General features: G+C 72.3%; 12 protein-coding genes. 7 read left to right on the top strand and 5 right to left on the bottom strand.

Annotated elements, in window-relative coordinates; genetic code table 11:
- Nucleotides 1-155: 155 nt before the first annotated feature.
- A complete protein-coding gene (locus STRVI_RS43425) occupies nucleotides 156-1,583 on the bottom strand; it encodes a YibE/F family protein (protein ID WP_014061926.1) in 1,428 nt (475 codons plus the stop codon).
- A gap of 181 nt (nucleotides 1,584-1,764) precedes the next feature.
- Here STRVI_RS43425 and thiC point away from each other — a divergent pair, with 181 nt between their 5' ends.
- Nucleotides 1,765-3,528 carry a phosphomethylpyrimidine synthase ThiC gene (gene thiC / locus STRVI_RS43420; RefSeq protein ID WP_014061925.1) on the top strand — a complete coding sequence of 588 codons (1,764 nt, stop codon included), beginning with the start codon at nucleotides 1,765-1,767 and terminating at the stop codon, nucleotides 3,526-3,528.
- A gap of 161 nt (nucleotides 3,529-3,689) precedes the next feature.
- On the opposite strand, the gene STRVI_RS43415 is transcribed toward thiC, so the two are convergent.
- The 4 genes from STRVI_RS43415 to STRVI_RS43400 all read right to left on the bottom strand — a co-directional run bounded on the left by STRVI_RS43415 (nucleotide 3,690) and on the right by STRVI_RS43400 (nucleotide 8,593).
- On the bottom strand, nucleotides 3,690-4,856 hold the full coding sequence (locus tag STRVI_RS43415; protein WP_043237489.1) for a serine hydrolase domain-containing protein: 1,167 nt from the start codon (nucleotides 4,854-4,856) through the stop codon (nucleotides 3,690-3,692).
- 103 nt (nucleotides 4,857-4,959) lie between these two features.
- A complete protein-coding gene (locus STRVI_RS43410) occupies nucleotides 4,960-5,808 on the bottom strand; it encodes a membrane protein (RefSeq protein WP_014061923.1) in 849 nt (282 codons plus the stop codon).
- Between the two features lie 190 nt (nucleotides 5,809-5,998).
- Nucleotides 5,999-7,261, bottom strand: a complete 1,263-nt coding sequence (locus tag STRVI_RS43405; RefSeq protein ID WP_014061922.1) for a metallophosphoesterase — start codon at nucleotides 7,259-7,261, stop codon at nucleotides 5,999-6,001.
- A 231-nt stretch (nucleotides 7,262-7,492) separates the two neighbouring features.
- Nucleotides 7,493-8,593, bottom strand: a complete 1,101-nt coding sequence (locus STRVI_RS43400; RefSeq protein WP_043237482.1) for a LacI family DNA-binding transcriptional regulator — start codon at nucleotides 8,591-8,593, stop codon at nucleotides 7,493-7,495.
- A gap of 405 nt (nucleotides 8,594-8,998) precedes the next feature.
- Between STRVI_RS43400 and hisC the strand changes: the two genes are divergently transcribed.
- The 6 genes from hisC (at nucleotide 8,999) to STRVI_RS55825 (ending at nucleotide 21,223) form a co-directional block, all read left to right on the top strand.
- Nucleotides 8,999-10,078 (top strand): histidinol-phosphate transaminase, encoded by a 1,080-nt coding sequence (gene hisC / locus STRVI_RS43395; RefSeq protein ID WP_014061920.1) that lies wholly within the window; start codon nucleotides 8,999-9,001, stop codon nucleotides 10,076-10,078.
- 197 nt (nucleotides 10,079-10,275) lie between these two features.
- Nucleotides 10,276-11,883 (top strand): cytochrome ubiquinol oxidase subunit I, encoded by a 1,608-nt coding sequence (locus tag STRVI_RS43390; RefSeq protein WP_014061919.1) that lies wholly within the window; start codon nucleotides 10,276-10,278, stop codon nucleotides 11,881-11,883.
- 15 nt (nucleotides 11,884-11,898) lie between these two features.
- Entirely contained in the window at nucleotides 11,899-12,900 is a 1,002-nt protein-coding gene (cydB, locus tag STRVI_RS43385) for a cytochrome d ubiquinol oxidase subunit II (RefSeq protein ID WP_014061918.1), read from the top strand.
- A 22-nt stretch (nucleotides 12,901-12,922) separates the two neighbouring features.
- Complete coding sequence (cydD, locus tag STRVI_RS43380; protein WP_014061917.1) at nucleotides 12,923-17,185, top strand: thiol reductant ABC exporter subunit CydD; 4,263 nt, start codon at nucleotides 12,923-12,925, stop codon at nucleotides 17,183-17,185.
- A gap of 879 nt (nucleotides 17,186-18,064) precedes the next feature.
- Entirely contained in the window at nucleotides 18,065-19,792 is a 1,728-nt protein-coding gene (locus tag STRVI_RS43375) for a sensor histidine kinase (protein ID WP_014061916.1), read from the top strand.
- A 591-nt stretch (nucleotides 19,793-20,383) separates the two neighbouring features.
- Entirely contained in the window at nucleotides 20,384-21,223 is an 840-nt protein-coding gene (locus STRVI_RS55825; protein ID WP_014061915.1) for a hypothetical protein, read from the top strand.
- Nucleotides 21,224-21,262 lie beyond the last annotated feature (39 nt).

Here is a 21,262-nt window from a genome sequence, read left to right as displayed (position 1 = left end):
CGTCGTGCCCTCGCCCAGCGTCTCGTCGTGTCCCCGCCCGGCGGCCCAGCGTGCCGTCCCCGATGGCTCGTCGTGCCCTCGCCCGGCGGCTGTGTCCTCGCCCGGCGGCCCTACGTGCCATCGCCCGACAGCTCGGCGTGCCGTGGCCCGGCCGCTCAGCGCGTCTTGGCCCGGCGCCGCCGCCCGCGTCCGCCCCGGCCGGTCCGGGCCCCCTGGGCGCCGCCCACGTCGGCCCCCCGCTCCGCGCCGCCCTCCGCCGCCGGGGCGCGGTCAGCGGAGACCACGAGCACGGCCAGCGCCGTGGTCACCGGCACCGAGGCGACGAGCCCGATGCTGCCCACCAGCGTCCGTACGATCTCCTCCGCGACGATCTCGCTCGTGGCGACCGTGCCCACACCGCTGTCCGCGATGGAGAACAGCAGCAGCAGCGGAAGCGACGCGCCCGCGTACGCCAGCACCAGCGTGTTCACGACGGAGGCGATGTGGTCCCGTCCGATCCGCATCGCCGCCCCGTAGAGCCGGCGCCGGGACACGGTCGGGTCGGCGGCCCTCAGCTCCCACACCGCCGAGGTCTGGGTGACCGTCACATCGTCCAGCACGCCCAGCGAGCCGATGATCACGCCCGCCAGCAGCAGCCCGCGTATCTCGATGTTCGGATAGAGGCCGTGCACCAGCCCGGTCTGGTCGTCCGTATTGCCGGTCAGGCTCGCCCAGGCGATGAAGAGCGAGCCCAGCACCCCGATCAGCAGCAGTGACACCAGTGTGCCGAGCACGGCGACCGATGTACGGGCCGTGAGCCCATGGCACATATAGAGCGCGAGAAGCATGATCGCGCTGCCCCCGACGACCGCGACCACCAGCGGATTGGAACCCTGGAGTATCGCCGGGAGGATGAACAGCGTCAACACCCCGAAGCTGATCGCCAGCGCCACCAGCGCGAACACTCCGCGCAGCCGCCCCACCACCACGACGGCGAGCGCGAACAGCCCCGCCAGCAGCGCCATCGGCATCGACCGGTCGACGTCGGACACCGAGTACTGCAGATCCTTGGGCGCCTTGGGGGCGTACGCCAGCTTCAGCTCCTGCCCGGCGCTGAACTGACGCGAGGCGTTGGGCTGGACTATTTCGGGAAAAGTGCGGCCTTTGTCCTTCCCCGAGGTGACCTCGATGGTGGCCTTCTCGCAGACACTCTTCTTCCCGCCCTGCCCGGGGGCGCCGTTCTGGGCGGCGCTGTCCTGGCCGGGCTCGGTGGGCGCCTGCGGCTGGGCGTTGACGTCGGCGCAGCTCAGCTCCTCGACCTTCACCACCCGTCCGGCGACGGTCTGCTGGTCGAAGCCGAGACCGCTGCGGCCGCTCGCCTTGTGGTCGGGCGTGCCGCCCGGCCAGAGCACGATCAGACCGGCGACGACGGCGACGGCGAAGGGGATGAGCACCGCCGCGATGATCTTGCGGAGGCGGGCGGAGACGGGAGCGGCGGGGCCATGACCGTGGGAGTGGCCGTGGGAGTGGCCGTGGCCGTGGTCGTGCGCCTGGTCGGAGGGGCGGGGCTGCTCGGGCGGGTGGTCCTGCTGGATGGCGGTCACCGTCGCATCATCGCAAGAGGGGTGGGCCCCCTGTTCAGCACTGTGGATAAACCGTTAGCGTGGGCGCGAACCTTTGCAATCGCGGGAGCTCGGAGCACCGGGCTGAGAGGGCGCTGACGCTGACAGCTGCGCCGACCGCTGAACCTGTTACCGGGTAATGCCGGCGTAGGGAGTGGGTCTCATGACTCAGCAGGATGCATCATCGCGCGCCGAGAAGGCCGAATTCGGCTGGCATAAGGGATATGTCCCGGGTTCGCGCCCGGATCTTCACGTCCCGGTCCGCCGAGTGCACCTCACCAACGGCCAGGATGTGACGCTGTACGACACCTCCGGCCCGTACACCGACCCCACCATCGAGACGGATGTCCGTCGTGGCCTGGCGCCGCTGCGGCAGAACTGGATCGTCGCCCGCGGCGACACGGAGGAGTACGCGGGCCGTCCCGTCCGCCCCGAGGACGACGGAATCAAGCACACCTCGCCCCGCGGGGGGCTGCGCAACCTCGACGCGGTCTTCCCCGGCCGCCCGCGCCAGCCGCGGCGCGGCCGGGCGGGCGTCCCCGTGACCCAACTCGCCTATGCGCGGCGGGGCGAGGTCACGGCGGAGATGGAGTACGTGGCGATCCGCGAGAACGTCTCCCCCGAGGTGGTCCGGGAGGAGATCGCGGCGGGCCGCGCCGTCCTCCCGGCCAATGTCAACCACCCGGAGATCGAGCCGATGATCATCGGCAAGCGGTTCCTGGTGAAGGTCAACGCCAACATCGGCAACTCCGCCGTCACCTCCTCCATCGAGGAGGAGGTCGAGAAGATGACCTGGGCGACCCGCTGGGGCGCCGACACGGTCATGGACCTCTCGACCGGCCGCAACATCCACACCACCCGTGAATGGGTGCTGCGCAACTCCCCGGTCCCCATCGGCACCGTGCCGCTCTACCAGGCGCTGGAGAAGGTCGACGGCAGGGCCGAGGAGCTGACCTGGGAGATCTACAAGGACACGGTCATCGAACAGGCCGAGCAGGGCGTCGACTACATGACCGTCCACGCCGGCGTCCGGCTGCCGTACGTCCCCCTGACCGCCCGCCGCAAGACCGGCATCGTCTCCCGCGGCGGCTCCATCATGGCGGCGTGGTGCCTCGCCCACCACCAGGAGTCCTTCCTCTACACCCACTTCGAGGAGCTCTGCGAGATCCTCGCGGCGTACGACGTCACCTACTCACTGGGCGACGGACTGCGCCCCGGGTCGATCGCCGACGCCAACGACGAGGCGCAGTTCGCGGAGTTGCGCACGCTCGGCGAGCTCAACCGGATCGCCAAGGAGCACGGCGTCCAGACGATGATCGAGGGCCCGGGCCATGTCCCGATGCACAAGATCAAGGAGAACGTCGACCTCCAGCAGGAGATCTGCGAGGAGGCCCCCTTCTACACCCTGGGCCCCCTCACCACCGATATCGCTCCCGCCTACGACCACATCACCTCCGGCATCGGCGCCGCGATGATCGCCTGGTGGGGCACGGCGATGCTCTGCTACGTCACGCCCAAGGAGCACCTGGGCCTGCCGGACCGCGATGACGTCAAGACCGGCGTGATCACCTACAAGATCGCCGCCCACGCGGCCGACCTGGCCAAGGGCCACCCGGACGCCCAGGCATGGGACGACGCGCTCTCCGACGCCCGCTTCGAATTCCGCTGGGAGGACCAGTTCAACCTGGCCCTCGACCCGGACACGGCCCGCTCCTTCCACGACGAGACCCTCCCGGCGGAACCGGCCAAGACGGCGCACTTCTGCTCGATGTGCGGGCCCAGGTTCTGCTCGATGAAGATCTCCCAGGACATCCGCCGCGAACACGGCGGCGCGATGGACGCGGCGGAGGCGGAGGCCGGTATGGCCCAGAAGTCCAAGGAGTTCGCGGAGGCGGGCAACCGCGTCTATCTGCCGATCGCGGACTGAGGCGGACTACGGGATAGGGGTCGTACGTCGCTGCCGTGCAGCGGACGCGGGCGCTTTCCTCTGCTTCCCGTTGGCCCGTTTCACGTGAAACATCCCTTCGAGCGTCGGTCCGTGCTCCGAGTCGCCCTTTGGGGCGGTCGGAGCGCGGGCCGCGGGGTGGTTCACGCGGTGAGTGCGGCGACGACTCGGTTGGTCATCTCCTCCTGGGTGGTCAGTGGCGTCGGGGTGTACGAGAGGACGAAGCGGAGTGTCTGGTCGCGGGTGGCGAACATGCGGGTGCGGTAGCCGTATGTCTCGCCGGTCTTCCCCCAGAACGTCACGCCGTTCACCGTGGCCGTCTGCAGGCCGAGGCTGTAGCGGGCCGGGGTGCCGTCCAGCATCCGTACGGAATCCGGGGGCAGGGTGAAGAGCTTGTCCAGCGCGTGGGGCGGCAGCAAGGCGCCGGAGAACAGGGCCCGCTGAAAGCGGGACAGGTCGTCGAGGGTCGAGATCAGCTCGCCTTCGCCCCAGGCGCTGGACTGGTTGTACACGGTGATATCGCGCAGCGACCCGTCGGTCATCCGCAGATAGCCGTGCACCTGCGGACCGTGGAGGCGGGGGTCCTGGCCCGGCAGCAGGGTCCGGGTCAGGCCCAGTGGGCGTAGGACGCGGGACTCGATCGCCTGGCCGTAGGGGCGGCCGGTCAGCTTTTCGATGATCAGGGCGAGCAGGACGTAGTTGATGCCCCGGTACTCCTGTGTGGTCCCCGGATCGAACTTGAGCGGGTCGTGGGTCACCGTCTCGACCCACTCCCGCGGTGTCCACCGGTCCCAACGATGCCGCAGGACCCCTTCCGGAGTGCTGTCGTCCGGCAGCCCTCGATGGTCGGGCAGTCCGCTGGTGTGGTTGAGCAACTGGGCCACGGTGATGCGGCGGGAGAACGCGGAGGGCAGCAGATCCGGGAGGTACCGCCCGATGGGGGCGTCGAGCTCCACTCGGCGCTCGGCCCACAGTTGAAGGACCACGGTGGCCACGAACGCCTTGGTGACGCTGCCCGCACGGAAACGGTCGTCCGGGCGTACGGACCGCCCGCTCGCGAGGTCCGCCGCTCCGGCCGTGCCGTACCAGTGGTCGCCCCGGCGGTCGACGCGCAGTTGCGCGGAGGTCGTGGGTGGACGGGAGAGGTCGCTGATGGCGGCCTGCAGGGCGGCTTCGTCGGACGCGGTGGTCAGCGCGGTGGTTGACGTGGTGGTCCCCGCCGCCGCGCGGGCGCCGGTGGTCCCGGCCACGGCCAGCAGCGTTCCGGCCGCGCAACCACCCATGAAGGTACGTCGGGTCAAGGAAGTCATGGTCAGTCATGCTGTCGAGGCAGCCGTGCCCCGCCATCCGGGATGACCCCACGTGCACCCTCACGCGTGCCCGGAGTGACCCCGGGGCGGCCCCGGACGCGGGTTAGTCCGGCTGGTGCTCCGGCCCGCCGTAATCGGGGCTGGTGAAGTCCGGGCTGCTGTAGCGGGGGCGGGCCTTGGGGCCTTCGCCGTCGGTGCTGAAGCCGGGGCGGCTGTAGCCGAGGTGCGGGGTGCGGCTGACCGTTTCGGGGTTGATCGGGACGTAGGCGGAGGGGGACGGGGCCGAGGGGTTGGCCAGGGCCTCGCGGAGGAACGGCAGGATGCCGCGCTCCAGCAGGGCCTGACGCCAGACCTCTCTGGCGCGGTCCACCTCCTCGAGCTGCTCGCTGCGCGCCTCGCCCCGGATCGCGCTGGAGCCGTTGCGCAGGGCGGTCAGGAGCAGTCCGACGGCGGCGATCAGGATGCCCGCGGCGGTCAGCGCGGCGAAGAACCAACCCGCGGTGACCATCGGCTGGGCGATGGAGGGGGCAGGGTCGAGCACGTTGAGGACGTAGCCGACGATGAGGAAGATGATCGCGGCGGTTCCGGCGAGCACCGGCGCCAGGACCGCGAGCATGGCGACGAGCCCGGCCCCCGCGGCGTCCTGCATCGCGCCGGCGAGCCCCACCGTGCCGTCCGGGTGCTCGCGCTCGCTCACATCCCCGGCGAGCGGGAAGAGCGGCGCGGGCTCGCGCAGTTTGGCGCGAGTTTCGCGGTAGTCCTGATATTCGGCGGCCGCGCATGCCGCTATCGCGGCCGAGGCGCCGAGTGCCATCGTGCGCAACTGCTCGGCTGTGAGCCGCTGCCCGACACCGGTGAGGTCCGGGCGATGGTCGGCGGTGCGCAGTGCCTCGTCGAGAACCCGCTCGAACTCCGGGCGGTCCTCGGTCAGCAGGTGCGGAGCGCTTTTCATGGTGCATCCCCCGATGCTCCGTAGGGCCGTGACGCCGGCTTGCGCCGGGCAGTCGGGCGGAAACGGAGGAGAGCCTGCGACGGATAAGCCGATGGTAGAGCCGATCCGGCGCGGGGTGACAGCAAGTTTCGCGAATTGCTCCCGCGCCGGTGAAGCTCCCTATCTGCCCCGAGCAGCGTCCGCTGAACCCTCAGCCGGCCAGGGGAAGTTGAACGACCAGCAGTTTTCCGGCCATGGTGACGCCGCCGTCCATGGCCACGGCGAGATTGTCCGCGTAGACATGCGGTCCCTCGACGGCGGGTGTGCCGCCGTCCTCGCCGTCCTCGGAGCCGACCTCGCCCAGCAGATACGGGATGGGGCTGTGGCCGTGGACGATGCGCTCCCCGCCGTAGGTGTCGAGCAATTCGCGGGCCGCCATGGGCCCGGCGTCCTCGTCGCGGAAGGCGAACCGCTTGGTGAACTTGCGGAACAGGTCCCAGCACTCGTCGGCGTCGCTGCGCTGCAGCGTCTCGGTGACGGTGTCGTTGACGGCCTCGATCGAGTCGCCGTAATCCAGATAGGCGGTGGTGTCGGAGTGGACCAGCAGATGCCCGTCCTCCTCCGCCATCGCGTCCAGCCGGGACATCCACTGGAGGTGGTGGTCCTCGAGCCGCTCCATATCGCTGCGCTGGCCGCCGTTGAGCAGCCAGGCGGCCTGGAAGGAGGCGGTTCCGGCACCGGAGTTGACGGGCGTGTCGCCGAACCGCTTGGCGCCGATCAGCAGCAGCTCGTGATTGCCCATCAGCGCCTTGCAGTAGCCACCCGCGGCCGCGGCCTCGGCGGAGAGCTGCATGACCAGGTCGATGACCCCGATGCCGTCCGGACCGCGGTCGGTGAAGTCGCCGAGGAACCACAACCGGGCGTTGCCCGCGGCCCAATTGCCCTTCGGGTCGATCAGGCCCTCGGCGGCGAGCGCCTCGCGCAGCTCGTCGTGGTAGCCGTGGACATCGCCCACGACGTACAGCGGGCCGGGCCCCTCGTCCTCGGCGAGCGGGCCGTGCTCGGGCTCGGGCAGCGAGGTGAGCGCGACGGTGGGGCGGTCCTGCGGCGGGACGAGCGGGGTGTCCGGGATGGTGTGCCCGGGGCCCAGGACCGGGAGCCGCTCGGTCGGGGTGTACTCGGCGGGCGGCGGCGTGGCGGGCGCGGGCGGCGCTTCAGGAGCCGGAGCCCCTGGTGCGGGCACCCCCGGTGCGGGCACCCCTGGAACCGGCGCCCCAGGAGCCGCCGGCACGGGCGCGGCGGGGCCCGGCGCCGCGGGCGCGGGCCCGGGCGGTACGGCTCCGGGCGCGCCCATGCTGGGCGGGGTGAACGCCCCGTACGCGGGCACGGGCGGGGTGGGCACCCCGTACGCGGGCACGGGTGGGATCGCAGCCGTGGTCCCTGCCGTGGCTTCCAGACCGGCCCCCTGAGTCATCGACCCCTCCACCATCACGCCGCCGTCCCACCTTGTGGACCTTGCCTGGTCGACGGCGGTCCGCGGTGTCGTCCGCCCATCATAGGAATGACCGTGAGGGCTTGTGACGCACCAGGGTGCCGTCAATCGGTGCTCGCTCCTGCTTGGTCGGACTTTTATCCCGGATTGGCCCGGTAGGGGAAGCCCATTGGACTCAGGTCCTCCTCGGGTCATCCTTGAGTCGCCCTCAGGTCAGCCTCCGGCACGGCTGCGCGGGGCGCTGACCGTCGTACGCGGCGGACGGCGCTGTGACGACGTCCGCACGATCAATTCGGTGGGTATGACCTGCTCGACGGGGTGGTCGGTATCAAGGCCCTCGATGGCGTCGATGAGCAACTGTACGACCGCCGTGCCGATCCGGCGGGGTTTGAGTGAGAGGGTCGTGATGGGCGGCTCGGTGCTGCGGTAGACGGTCGATTCGCTGCAGCACACCAGCAGCAGATCGTCCGGGACGCGCAGTCCGTAGCGGCGGGCGGCGGCGAGCAGATCGGTGCCGTTGGGGTCGAAGAGGCCGTAGACCGCGTCGGGGCGGTCGGGGCGGGCGAGCAGCCGGTCGGCGGCGACGGCACCGGCACAAGGGTCGTGGGCCGGGTACGCCTCATAGACCGGATCCTGTCCCACGCGTTCGCACCACCGCAGATACGCCGTGGTGGACAGTCGGGTGTAGGTGTCGGTGGACGTCCCGGTGAGCAGTCCGATCCGGCGGGCGCCGGCCTCGGCGAGATGGTCGAGCAGTCCGATCACCGCCGCCTCGTGGTCGTTGTCGACCCAGGCGGTGACGGGGAGGGCGCCGGCCGGGCGGCCGTCGCTGACCACGGGGATGCCCTGGTGTAAGAGCTCGGTGACGACCGGATCGTGGTCGGAGGGGTCGATCACCACGGTGCCGTCGAGGGCGACGTTGGACCACACGTCGTGGCGGGAGGTGGCGGGGAGGATGACGAGGGCGTAGCCGCGGGCCAGCGCGGCGGAGGTGGCGGCTCGCGCCATCTCGGCGAAGTAGGCGAACTCGGTGAAGGTGAAAGGTTCATCCCCGTACGTGGTCACGGTCAGGCCGATGAGGCCGGACTTGCCGGTACGGAGGGTGCGGGCCGCTGCGGACGGGCGGTAGCCCAGCCGCTCGGCGACCTCGCGAACATGGCGGCGGGTGGCCTCCGGGAGCCGGCCCTTGCCGTTGAGCGCGTCGGAGACGGTCGTGATCGAGACCCCGGCGGCGGCGGCCACATCCCGGATGCCCGCCCGCCCTAACCGGCGGCCGGCCGACCGGCTCACCTGGTGCTTCCCTGCTGCTGTCATGGCCAGCCGATAGTAGGGCTCGGGTGGGAGGGTTACGCGATTCCGCCATCGGTATTCGGAAGGCACGTTTCTGCATGAACGCCCCCCTCAATTCCCTTGGAAGTGAAGCCAGTTGGGGGATCTACCGGGCCTCTGGTCGCCCCTGGCATATCCACGCCTACTGATTGATACATGTCTCGAAGAGGTCTCAACTCACCTGCACGGGTGATGCGCGCCACGGCGCTCGCCACCGGCGCGCGCGGAAAAGCGGGGCGCTCCCCCCGGTGGGTACGCGGGCGCCGGGGGCGGGTACGCGGCGGCGCCCGGCGGGTACGCGAGACGGGGGAATCCTCATAAGGTGTGCAGTATTGCCGTGTGCGAACGCTGTACACGGTCCGGGACAGGATGGGTCGAGGAGGACTGTCGGTGACCGAGAAGAGCCCCAAGCTGCGTGCCGCGCTGGACGGCGTTCCGACGTACAAGCCCGGCAAGCCGGCCGCCACGGGGGGTCCCCTGGCCTTCAAGCTGTCTTCCAACGAGAACCCTTATCCGCCGCTGGCCGGGGTGCTGGAGACCGTGGCGGACGCCGCCGCGTCCTTGAACCGCTATCCGGACCTCGCCTGCACCGCGCTGATCGCCGAGCTCGCGGAGCGCTTCGAGGTGCCGCTGGAGCATCTGGCCACCGGAACCGGTTCGGTCGGCATGGCCCAGCAGCTGGTCCAGTCCACGGCGGGTCCGGGCGATGAGGTGATCTACGCCTGGCGGTCCTTCGAGGCATATCCGATCATCACTCAGATCGCGGGCGCGACCTCGGTACAGGTTCCGCTGACCGATGCCGAGGTCCACGATCTGGACGCGATGGCCGACGCGATCACCGACCGCACCCGGCTGATTTTCGTCTGTAACCCCAACAATCCGACCAGCACCGTCGTGCGCCGGGCCGAGCTGGAGCGGTTCCTGGACCGGGTGCCGTCCGATGTGCTGGTGGTGCTGGACGAGGCGTACAACGAGTTCATCCGGGACGAGCGGGTCCCCAACGGCGTCGACCTCTACCGCGACCGGCCGAACGTCTGCGTGCTGCGCACCTTCTCCAAGGCGTACGGCCTGGCCGGGCTGCGGGTCGGCTTCGCGATCGCCCATGAGCCGGTGGCGGCGGCGCTGCGCAAGACCGCGGTGCCGTTCGGCGTCAGCCAGCTCGCCCAGGACGCGGCGGTGGCCTCGCTGCGCAGCGAGGACGCGCTGCGGGAGCGGGTGGACGCACTGGTCACCGAGCGGGGCCGGGTGTGGGAGGCGCTGACCGCCCAGGGGTGGACGGTCCCGGACTGCCAGGCGAACTTCGTCTGGCTGCGGCTGGGGGAGCGCACGCTCGACTTCGCGGCGGTGTGCGAGGCGGCGGGCGTGGTGATCCGTCCGTTCCCGGGCGAGGGGGTGCGGGTGACGATCGGCGAGCGCGAGGCGAACGAGATCTTCCTGCGGACCGCGGAGGAGTTCCGCAAGGAGCTGTGAGCCCCGCCTGAGCCCCTGGGCGCACAAGGGGCCCATCGGCCCCTCCGTAAGGTGCGCAGCATACCCGGACGTGCCCCATTCGCCCCCTCCCACCCCCTGTGGGAGGGGGCGAAGCCATGTGCGTATCATTGCTTGTGAATGTGAATACGTTCACAAGCTCGTTTCGCGGGCAGGCACGACCGTAAGGAGAGATTCAGGTGAATCTGGCTCTGGCGCCGGAGACGCTGGCCCGATGGCAGTTCGGCATCACAACCGTCTACCACTTCCTCTTCGTGCCACTGACGATCTCTCTCGCCGCCATCACGGCGGGTCTGGAGACCGCCTGGGTCCGCACGGGCAAGGAGAAGTACTTCCACGCCACCAAGTTCTGGGGCAAGCTCTTCCTGATCAACATCGCGATGGGTGTGGTCACCGGCATCGTGCAGGAGTTCCAGTTCGGTATGAACTGGTCGGACTACTCCCGCTTCGTCGGTGATGTCTTCGGTGCCCCGCTCGCGATGGAGGCCCTGCTGGCCTTCTTCTTCGAGTCCACCTTCATAGGTCTGTGGATCTTCGGCTGGGACAAGCTGCCCAAGAAGATCCACTGCGCCTGCATCTGGATCGTCTCGATCGGCACGATCCTCTCGTCGTACTTCATCCTGGCCGCCAACTCCTGGATGCAGCATCCGACCGGCTACACCATCGACAAGGCCACCGGAAAGGCCCAGCTCACCGACATCTGGGCGGTGCTGACCCAGAACACCACCCTCGTCGTGGTCTTCCACACCCTGACCGCGGCCTTCCTCACCGGCGCCGCCTTCATCATCGGCATCTCCTCCTTCCATCTGCTGCGGGCCAAGCGCCGCCGGGAGCGTGGCGAGGAGCTGGGCGAGCAGCGGAAGAAGCAGATCGGGGCGATGCGGGCCTCGCTGCGGGTGGGCCTGGTCGTCGCGGTCATCGCGGGGATCGGCACGGCGCTCAGCGGTGACCAGCTCGGCAAGGTGATGTTCGAACAGCAGCCGATGAAGATGGCGGCGGCCGAGGCGCTGTGGGACACCCAGGCGCCCGCGCCCTTCTCGATCTTCGCCGTCGGCGATGTCAGCAAGGGCCACAACAGCGTCGAGCTGGAGGTCCCCGCCGCGCTCTCCTTCCTGGCGCACAGCAACTTCAGCGATGCCGTCCCCGGGATCAATGACATCGCCCAGCGGGAGGCCGACGCCTACGGCGGTCAGCCCGATGACTACATCCCCAGCATCTTCATGACCTTCTGGGGCTTCCGGCTGATGATCGGCTTCGGCATGACCTCGTTCGTCGCCGGGCTGATCGGGCTGTGGACGACCCGGCGCAAGCGGTGGCTGGCACCCGCCTTCCGCACCGGCGAGGACGAGGTGCCCCGGCTCATGCTCACCAAGAAGCGCGAGATGAGCCCGCTGCTGTCCACCTGGTCCTGGCGGATCGGCATCCTCACCATGGGCTTCCCGCTGATCGCCAACTCCTTCGGCTGGATCTTCACCGAGATGGGCCGGCAGCCCTGGGCGGTCTACGGGCTGATGAAGACCGCCGACGCGGTCTCCCCCGGGGTCGGCCAGACCGAGGTGCTGATCTCCCTCGGTGTCTTCACGCTGCTGTACGGGGTGCTCGCGGTGATCGAGGTGCGGCTGCTGACCAAGTACGCCAAGGCCGGACCGGACACCGACGAGAAGCCGCCGGCCAAGGACCCGAAGCTGCGGCTGCCCTCGGGCGGTCCGGGCGGTCCGGGCAGTCCGGACGGCGGGGCCGCCGCCGAGGACGAGGACGCCGACAAGCCGCTGACCTTCGCGTACTGACGGCCGGAGAGAATCATGAACCTTCACGACTTCTGGTTTCTGCTGATCGCCTTCCTGTGGACGGGCTACTTCTTCCTGGAGGGCTTCGACTTCGGCATCGGCGTGCTGACCAAGCTGCTCGCCCGCGACCGCACCGAGCGCCGGGTCCTGATCAACACGATCGGACCGGTGTGGGACGGCAATGAGGTCTGGCTGATCACGGCGGCCGGGGCGACCTTCGCCGCCTTCCCCGACTGGTACGCGGCGCTCTTCAGCGGCTTCTATCTGCCGCTGCTGGCCATCCTGGTCTGCCTGATCCTGCGCGGTGTCGCCTTCGAGTACCGGCACAAGCGCCCCGAGGACCGCTGGCAGCGCAACTGGGAGGATGCGATCTTCTGGTGCTCGCTGCTGCCCGCGTTCCTCTGGGGCGCGATCTTCGCCAACCTGGTGCACGGGGTGCCGATCGGCCGGGACGGGAACTACGCGGGCGGTCTGCCGGACCTGATCACGCCGTACGCCCTGCTGGGCGGGGCGGTCACGCTGGTGCTGTTCACCTTCCACGGCGCCGTCTTCGCCGCGCTCAAGACGTCCGGGGACATCCGGACGAGGGCACGGCGGTATGCGACCGGGCTGGGCCTTGCCACCGTCGTGGTCACGGTGCCGTTCCTGGCCTGGACGCAGAGCGACAGGGGGAACGCCCGCAGTCTGGTGGCGGTCGTCATCGCCGTCCTGGCGCTCGCCGTGGCGCTGGTCATGAACCGGCGGGGGCGTGAGGGGTGGGCGTTCGGGCTGTCCGGGGTGGCCATCGCGGCGGCCGTCGCGATGCTCTTCCTGGCCCTCTTCCCCGACGTCATGCCCTCCTCGCTGGACCCGAAGTGGAGCCTGACGGCGGCGAACGCGGCCTCCAGCCCCTATACGCTCAAGATCATGACGTGGGTCGGGGCGATCACGATGCCGCTGATCATGGCCTACCAGGCGTGGACGTACTGGGTCTTCCGTAAGCGCATCGGTACCCGGCACATCCCCGCCGCCCACTGATGCTTCGGGTGGTGTGTTTCACGTGAAACCAATCGACCCCCGGCTGCTGCGGTACGCACGGGCCACCCGGTTCTTCCTGGCCGCCTCCGTGGCGCTGGGCCTGGCCGGAGCGGGTCTGGTCATCGCGCAGGCGATGCTGATCGCCGAGATCGTGGTGGGCGCCTTCCAGCGGGGCGAGGACGTGGGGGCGCTGACGCTCCCGCTGGGGCTGCTGGCGCTGGTCGCCGTCGGCCGGGCGGTCGTCTCCTGGCTGACCGAGCTGGCCGCCCATCGGGCCGGTGCGGCGGTCAAGTCGGAGCTGCGGCTGCGGCTGGTGGAACGGGCCGTGCGGCTCGGGCCGAGCTGGCTGGACTCCCAGCGGACCGGTGCGCTCACCACCCTCGCCACCCGGGGCATCGACGCGCTGGACGACTACTTCGCGCGCTATCTGCCCCAGTTGGGGCTGGCCGTGGTGGTGCCGGTGGCGGTGCTGGCCCGGATCGTCACCGCGGACTGGATCTCCGCGCTGATCATCGTTGCCACCCTGCCGCTGATCCCGCTGTTCATGATGCTCATCGGCTGGGCCACCCAGTCCCGGATGGACCGCCAGTGGCGGCTGCTGTCCCGGCTGTCCGGACACTTCCTCGATGTCGTCGCCGGACTGCCGACCCTCAAGGTCTTCGGCCGGGCGAAGGCCCAGGCCGCCTCGATCCGCGCGATCACAGCCGACTACCGGCGGGCCACGCTCAAGACGCTGCGGCTGGCCTTTCTGTCCTCCCTGGCCCTGGAACTGCTCTCCGCCGTGTCGGTCGCCCTGGTCGCGGTCGACATCGGAATGCGGCTGGTGCACGGCGAGATGGACCTCTTCACCGGCCTGGTGGTGCTGGTGCTCGCCCCCGAGGCGTATCTGCCACTGCGGCAGGTGGGCGCGCAGTACCACGCGGCGGCGGAGGGGCTGGCGGCGGCGGACGAGGTGTTCGCGGTGCTGGAGCGCGAGCCCTCGAACACGGGCGGTGCGCCGGCCCCCGACGCCCGGAGCGCCGCGCTCACGCTGGACGGGCTGGTGGTCCGCCACCCCGGGCGCCGCGAACCGTCCCTTGCCCGGACCTCGTTCGAGATCCGCCCGGGCGAGACGGTCGCCGTCGTGGGCCCCAGCGGCGCCGGGAAGTCCACGCTGCTGAACGCCGTGCTGGGCTTCGCGGAACCGGACGAGGGCCGGGTGCGGATCGGGGGCCGCGATCTGGCCGCGCTGGACCCGGAGAGCTGGCGGCGCCAGATCGCCTGGGTGCCCCAGCGCCCGTATCTCTTCGCCGGGACGATCGCGGAGAACGTCCGGCTGGCCCGGCCGGACGCCGAGGACGCGGCGGTACGGGCCGCCCTGCGGGACGCGGACGCGCTGCGCTTCGTCTCCGCCCTGACGGACGGGATCGAGTCCCGGCTCGGCGAGATGGGCGCGGGGCTCTCCGCGGGCCAGCGGCAGCGGATCGCCCTGGCCCGCGCCTTCCTGGCCGACCGGCCGGTGCTGCTGCTGGACGAGCCGACGGCCAATCTGGACGGTGAGACGGAGGCGTCGGTCGTCGAGGCGGTGCGGCGGCTGGCCGAGGGCCGCACGGTGCTGCTGGTGGTCCACCGCCCGGCACTGCTTCCCCTGGCCGACCGCGTGCTGCGGCTGCCGGGGCCGGACGCTTCTGGTGGGCCTGCCTTCTTGTCGGAGGCTTCTGGTGGACCGGTCCTCCTGCCGGACGCTTCTGGTGGACCGGCCCTCTTGCCCGACGCTTCTGGTGAACCGGTCCTCCTGCCGGACGCTCGGCGTGAGTCGGCGGTGGGCGGCGTGCGCCCGGGGCCGACCGTCTCGCTCCGGCCCGCCTCTGGCGGGGACGGCGCCCACCTGTCCGTCGCGTGTGCCGACGGGCGCCCGCTTGCTGAGGCGCGCGGATCCGTGGCGGGCGGATCCGTGGCGGGCGGATCCGTGGCGGGCGGATTCGCGGTGGGCGGATTCGCGGTGGGGGCGGTCACGGAGGCGGGGTCGGCGCCGTCTCCGTCGGCCTCACCGGGCACGGATGAGCGTGTCGACGTGGCGCGGGCGCCGGGCCGTGGGGGTTCGGCAGCGGGTGAGCCCGCCATCGGTCACGACGTCGGGCTCCTCCGCTCGGGGCCCGGCGCGGGCCCTCCTCCGCCCATGCGCTCCGGGCCGGACGCTGACGCTGACGCGGGCTCGGAGCGATCACCGGCCGTCGTGTCCGGTGGCGCGCAGGAACCGGCGGCGGACGCCGCATCCGGTGGGCGGCTGGGCGAGGCGCGCACGGAGGCGGACGGCGCGGGCTCGGTCGCGCGGGATGGGTTGGCCGCGTCGTATGGTCCGGCCGCGGGGGACGGCTTGACCGCACGGGACGGCTTGACCGCACGGGATGGCTTGAGCACGCGCGACGGTTCGACCACGCTGGTCGGCCCGGTCGCGTCGCGTGGCTCGGCTGCGTCGCGTAGCTCGGCCGCACGTCCGCGCCGGGGCGCGTTGGCGCGGGTGCGGGGCGCCGCGCGTGGCGGGCGGGGGCGGTTCGGGCTGGCGCTGCTGCTCGGGAGCCTCGCCCTGCTGAGCGCGGTCGGGCTGATGGCCGTCTCCGGTTGGCTGATCTCCCGGGCCGCGCAGCAGCCGCCCGTGCTCTATTTGATGGTGGCGGTCACCGCGACCCGGGCGTTCGGGATCGGCCGGGCCGTCTTCCGCTACGCCGAACGCCTGGTCTCGCATGACGCCGTGCTGCGGGTGCTGGCCGAACTGCGGGTCGCCGTCTACCGGCGGCTGGAGCGGCTGGCGCCCGCGGGGCTCGGCCGGACGCGCCGCGGCGATCTGCTCTCCCGGCTGGTGGCCGATGTGGACGCCGTCCAGGACTACTTCCTGCGCTGGCTGCTGCCCGTCGGCACCGCGCTGACGGTGGGCGCGGCCTCGGTGGGCTTTCTCACCTGGGTGCTGCCGGAGGCCGGGGCCGTGCTGGCGGTGGGGCTGCTGGTGGCGGGGGTCGCGGTGCCCGTCGTGTCCGGGGCGCTGGCGCGGCGGGCGGAGCGTCGGCTGGCACCGGCGCGCGGTGCCCTGTCGGCGCAGGTGGTCGATCTGCTGGCCGGGGCCGCCGAGTTGACCGTCGCGGGTGCGCTGCCGCGTCGGCTGGACGCGGTGCGCCGGGCCGATGGGGTACTCACCCGGATCGCCCGGCGGACGGCGGCTGCCGCAGGCACCGGTGCCGGGCTGTCCGCCCTGGTCTGCGGGCTGACCGTGGCGGCCGCGGCGTGGGTGGGGGTGCCGGCCGTGGCCGACGGCCGGATCCACGGGGTGTGGCTGGCGGTCGTGGTGCTGACCCCGCTCGCCGCCTTCGAGGCCGTCGCGGGGCTGCCGCTCGCGGTGCAGCACCGGCAGCGGGTGCGACGGGCAGCGGAGCGGGTGTACGAGGTGCTGGACGAGCCGCTTCCGGTGCGCGAGCCCGACGCGGCGCGGCGCGAGGAGGCGCCCGGTGCGCCGTATCCGCTGGTGCTGCGCGGGATCACCGCCCGCCACCCCGGGCAGTGTGCCCCCGCGCTGGACGGGTTCGGCCTGGAGCTGCGGCCGGGCCGCCGGGTCGCGGTCGTCGGCCCGTCGGGGGCGGGCAAGAGCACGCTCGCCCAGGTGCTGCTCCGCTTCCTGGACACCGACGGCGGCACGTACACCCTGGCGGGCCGGGACGCCGCCGCGCTCGACGGGGACGCGGTGCGGCGGCTCGTCGGCCTCTGCGCCCAGGACGCCCACGTCTTCGACAGCTCGCTGCGCGAGAACCTGCGACTGGCCCGCCCCGGCGCGAGCGATGACGAGCTGCGCGCGGCGCTGGCCGCGGCCCGGCTGCGGGACTGGGTGGACGGGCTGCCGGACGGCCTGGACACGCTCGTCGGCGAACAGGGCGCACGGCTCTCCGGCGGTCAGCGGCAGCGGCTGGCGCTGGCCCGCGCGCTGCTGGCGGACTTCCCGGTGCTGGTGCTGGACGAACCGGCCGAACATCTGGACCTGCCCACGGCCGACGCGCTGACGGCCGACCTGCTGTCGGCGACCCAGGGGCGCACCACTGTCCTGATCACGCACCGGCTGGCGGGCCTGGACACGGTGGACGAGGTGATCGTGCTCGACGGGGGCCGGGCCGTCCAGCGCGGGACGTACGGGGAACTGGCCGCAGCCGACGGGCCGTTCCGCCGGATGCTGGAGCGCGAGGCAGTGGAGGACGGAGTCCTGGTGGGCGCCGGGCACCCGGGCGCTGGGCATATGGGCGTGGGGCACATGGGCGCCGGCTAGGCGGCTCTGTCCGGCGGATCGTCGCGGGCCCGCGACGCCTGGCACGGCGGCCCCGGCTACGGCTGGGAGGCGCCTCCCCCGGCACCGCAGGGAGGCGTCCTCCGGCATCGCCGCGAGGCGCTCCGGCAGCAGACGGCGCGGGCCCCGGCAACGGCCGCAGCGGCTGCGCCACGAGCTGCCGCGGGCCGCGGCACCAGACGGGCGCGGGGCCCGGCAGCGGACGGGCGCGGGGCCCGGCAGCGGACGGGCGCGGGGCCCGGCAGCGGACGGGCGCCGGGCCTGGCAGCGGACGGCGCGGGTCACGGCGCCAGCCCGCAGCGGGCTACGGCAGGAGTTGCCGTGGGCTACGGAGTTAGCTGTCGCGGGTTACGGCACCAGACGGGCGCGGGGCCCGGCACCAGCTGCCGTGGGTTACGGCACGAGTTGCCGTGGGCTACCGCACCAGACGGGCGGGGCGCGGCACCGGACGGCGCGGTCCCGGGTAACGGCCGCAGCGGGCTTTGGTACGAGCTGCCCTGGGGCTACGGCGCTGGCTGTCGTGGGCCGCGGCATCAGGCAGGCGCGGGGCGCGGCAGCGGACGGCGCGGTCCGGGGCAACGGCCGCAGCGGGCTTTGGTACGAGCTGCCCTGGGGCTACGGCGCTGGCTGTCGCGAGCTACGGCATCAGACGGGCGGGGCGCGTCACCAGACGGGCGCGGGCCGCAGCGGGCTACGTCGCCATCTGCCGTGGGCCAGGGCGCCGGCCTCAGCGGGCCTCGCGGTGTCAGCCGACTGATGTCGCAGGCGCCAGTCGACCGATGCGTAGGCGACGAAGATCCACCGGACCGGGCCCAGCGCGAGCAGCGGCGTTCATCTGCGCCATTCATTAGGCTCGACGGCATGGCGGCCGCTGCGCCCTCCCCCGACCCCCTGGACCTGGCCGCGGAGGCGACCCGGGGTCTGCGTGGGCTGTCCACCGAGCTCACGGCGCGGCTGCCGCGGCTGCTGGAGGCGATGCGCTCGCTCGGCGACGGGCCGGACGCGCACACCGTTCTCGACCGGATCGTGCGCACTGCGGCCGAGCTGGTCGGCGCCCGCCGCGCCGCGATCGGGGTGCACCATGCCGACGGCGACGCCGCCGGAGGGCATGGCGGCCTGGCCGATGTGGTCACCTACGGCGACACCGACACCGACACCGACACCGACACCGACACCGACACCGAGGCCGACACCGACACCGAGGCCGAGCGGGAGCGGTGCGCAGCGCTGCTCGCCGACGCACGGCGTACCGGAGCGCCGTCGGCCGCCCAGCCGACGGGCTCGTATCTCAGCGTTCCGCTGCGGGTCGGGGAGGAGGTCTTCGGCACCCTCTGCCTCGTCGGGAAGCGGGATGGCGGTCCGTTCACCGAGTCCGACCGGCAGTTGGTCGAGGTGCTGGCGACGGAGGCGGGGATCGCCATCGGCCACACCCGCGTCCAGGGGGCCACCCGGCAGCGCGAGCGCTGGATCGAGGGATCGGTGGCCGTCACCCAGGCGTTGCTGTCCGGCGGCGCCGGGGACGGGTCGGCCCTGGTCGCCGAGAAGGTCCGGGAACTCGCGGACGCGGTGGTGGGGATCGTGCTGCTGCCGGAGGAGGGCGAGGGCGGGCTGAAGGTCGCGGCGGTGGCCGCCGATGAGCGGTCCGGGCTGCTCGGCGCCGTACTTCCGGCTCGCTCCCCGGCCGTGCCGAGGCTGCTGGCCGGGCAGCCGGTCGTCATCGAGGACCCGGCAGCCGACCCGTTGCTCGGCACCGGCGTCCCCGGGCGCTACGGGCCGAGCCTGATGGTCCCGCTGAGCAGCGGGGACCGGGTGGTCGGCGTGCTGGCCACCGCGCGCGAGCCCGGCGCCCGCCCGTTCACCGCGACCGAGCGCACGCTGGCCGCCCAGTTCGCGGCGCAGGCGGCGGTCGCGCTGGTGCTCGCCGAGGCGCAGCGCGACCGGGAGCGGCTCGCGGTCGTCGAGGAGCGCGACCGGATCGCCCGCGATCTCCACGACCTCGTCGTCCAGCGGCTCTTCGCGACCGGGATGCTGCTGGAGAGCGCGGAGCGCCAGTCGGACGCGCCGGAGGTGCGGGAGCGGATCGAGCGGGCCGTCGAGGAACTGGGCGCCAGCATCCAGGAGGTGCGGACGGCGATCTACGCGCTGCAGCAGACCCCGCCCGAGACGCCGCCCGGGCTGCGTGGCCGAGTGCTGCGGGAGGTCAGGGCGGCGGCCGTGCCGCTGGGCTTCCAGCCGTCCCTGACCTTCATGGGACCGGTGGACTCCCGGGTCGGTACGGCGACCGGCGCCCATCTCGTCGCGGCGCTGCGCGAGGCGCTGTCCAACGCGTTCCGGCACGCGCGGGCGGAGCAGATCGAGGTGGTCGTGGACGCCACCGGGCGGCTCGCGGACGGGCGACCGTCGGTGCGGTTGACGGTCGCGGACGACGGGATAGGCGTGCCCGCGGGCGGGCGGCGCAGCGGTCTGACGAACCTGGTGCGGCGGGCCGAGGCGCTGGGCGGGTCGAGCGGCGTCGGCCCCGGGCTCGGGGACGGCGGGCGCGGTACGACGGTGGTGTGGGAGGCGCCGCTGCCGAGCGAGGGCGTCTGACGGCGCCGTGCGCCTGACGGCGCCGTGCGCCTGACGCCGCTCTGCGCCTGACGGCGGCCGTATCCCTGCGTCTGCCGCACTCCTGTGTCCGCCGCACGCCTGAAGCCGCCGTATGCCTGACGCCGCTGTGCGTCTGACGGCGCCGCACGTCTGATGCCGCTGTATGCCTGACGTCGCCGTATGCCTAACGCGGCTGTGCGTCTGCGTCTGCGTCTACCGTGCGCCTCGCCGCTGTGCGCCTGACATCGGCCATATGCCTGACGGCGGCTGTGCGTCTGACGCCGCCGTATGCCTGACGCCGCCGCCGTACGCCCGCCTCTGCCGTACGCCCGCCTCTGCCGTACGCCTGACCCGTCGTCGCCCGGTGAGGGCGATGCCCGGCGGGCCGCTGTGTGCCCGACACGCCGTTGTGGGGCGCTGGTTGTCGCCCGCCCGGCCCAACGCCTCACCTACGCGGGCCAACTAGCGCGCCGTCGGAGTGCGGGTCGTGGTGGCCGACGGTGGGATGAGTCTCGCGGGCCGTTCGGACTTTCGTATCCCATCGCACTCCGCGACAGATGTTGGCCCGACCGCGGGGAAGGAATTCATGACGTGAACAGCCAGAGTCCCACTCCCAAGCGATCCCGGACGCGCCGCCGGGTCCTCTTCGCCGCCCTTGCTGCGGCGAGCCTCGCCGGCCAGGTGCTGACCATGTCTCCCGCCGCTCAGGCGGACGACACCCTGGGCGGCGGCCGTCCCAAGCCGCCGCGGCCGCCGTCCATCATCCACGGGGTCCAGGAGTTCACCACGGACGGCACCTTCACGCCTCCCGCAGGCGTCACCTCGGTGCACATCCAGGCGTGGGGAGCGGGCGGCGGTGGCGGCGGCGGTGGTGGCGGCGCCAGCGCCACGGCGACCGGCAGTGGCGGCACCGGCGGTGGCGGCGGATCCGGCGGCTTCACCTGGTGCGTCATTCCGGTCACGCCCTTCGCCACCTACACGGTGGACCTGGGCACCGGTGGCGGCGCCGGTACCGCCGGTCCCGGCGGCACCGGTACGGCTGGTGCCGGAGGCGCCGGTGGCACCGGTGGCAACGGTGGCGCGACGTCCCTGGTCTCCACCATCGGTACCCAGCTCATCGCCGGTGGCGGCACGGGCGGCACGGGCGGTGGCGGTGGTACGGCCGCTCCGGGCATTCCGGGCAACGGCGGCACCGGCGGCACCGGCGCCTGCAACAGCTTCTCCGCGGTGAACCGCACCGGTGAGAACGGGGCGTCCGGTGCCGACGGCGGCGCGGGCGGCGACGCGGTCGACGGCATTGTCGAGCTGCCTCCGACGAACACCAGCGCGGGCGGCGACGGCGGCGTCGGCGGCCCCGGTGGCAACACCCCGGGCAGCGCGGGCGCCCCCGGTACCGCCGGCGGCAACGGCTACCTGGTCTTCTTCTGGTAAACGCGGTCGTGCGGACCGCCGCCCCCCGGCCCCACGGCC

The sequence above is a fragment of the Streptomyces violaceusniger Tu 4113 genome (assembly GCF_000147815.2).
Lineage (GTDB): Bacteria > Actinomycetota > Actinomycetes > Streptomycetales > Streptomycetaceae > Streptomyces > Streptomyces violaceusniger_A.
The sequence above is the reverse complement of the archived record's forward strand: the minus strand, read 5'-3'. Positions and strand labels throughout refer to the sequence as shown.

Excerpts from the sequence above, each read along its gene's own strand:
- STRVI_RS43415 (WP_043237489.1), bottom strand. The coding sequence starts at position 4,856 with ATGACTTCCTTGACCCGACGTACCTTCATGGGTGGTTGCGCGGCCGGA.
- cydB (WP_014061918.1), top strand. The coding sequence starts at position 11,899 with ATGAACCTTCACGACTTCTGGTTTCTGCTGATCGCCTTCCTGTGGACG.
- STRVI_RS43405 (WP_014061922.1), bottom strand. The coding sequence starts at position 7,261 with ATGACTCAGGGGGCCGGTCTGGAAGCCACGGCAGGGACCACGGCTGCG.
- STRVI_RS43375 (WP_014061916.1), top strand. The coding sequence starts at position 18,065 with ATGGCGGCCGCTGCGCCCTCCCCCGACCCCCTGGACCTGGCCGCGGAG.
- STRVI_RS43410 (WP_014061923.1), bottom strand. The coding sequence starts at position 5,808 with ATGAAAAGCGCTCCGCACCTGCTGACCGAGGACCGCCCGGAGTTCGAG.
- thiC (WP_014061925.1), top strand. The coding sequence starts at position 1,765 with ATGACTCAGCAGGATGCATCATCGCGCGCCGAGAAGGCCGAATTCGGC.
- STRVI_RS43400 (WP_043237482.1), bottom strand. The coding sequence starts at position 8,593 with ATGACAGCAGCAGGGAAGCACCAGGTGAGCCGGTCGGCCGGCCGCCGG.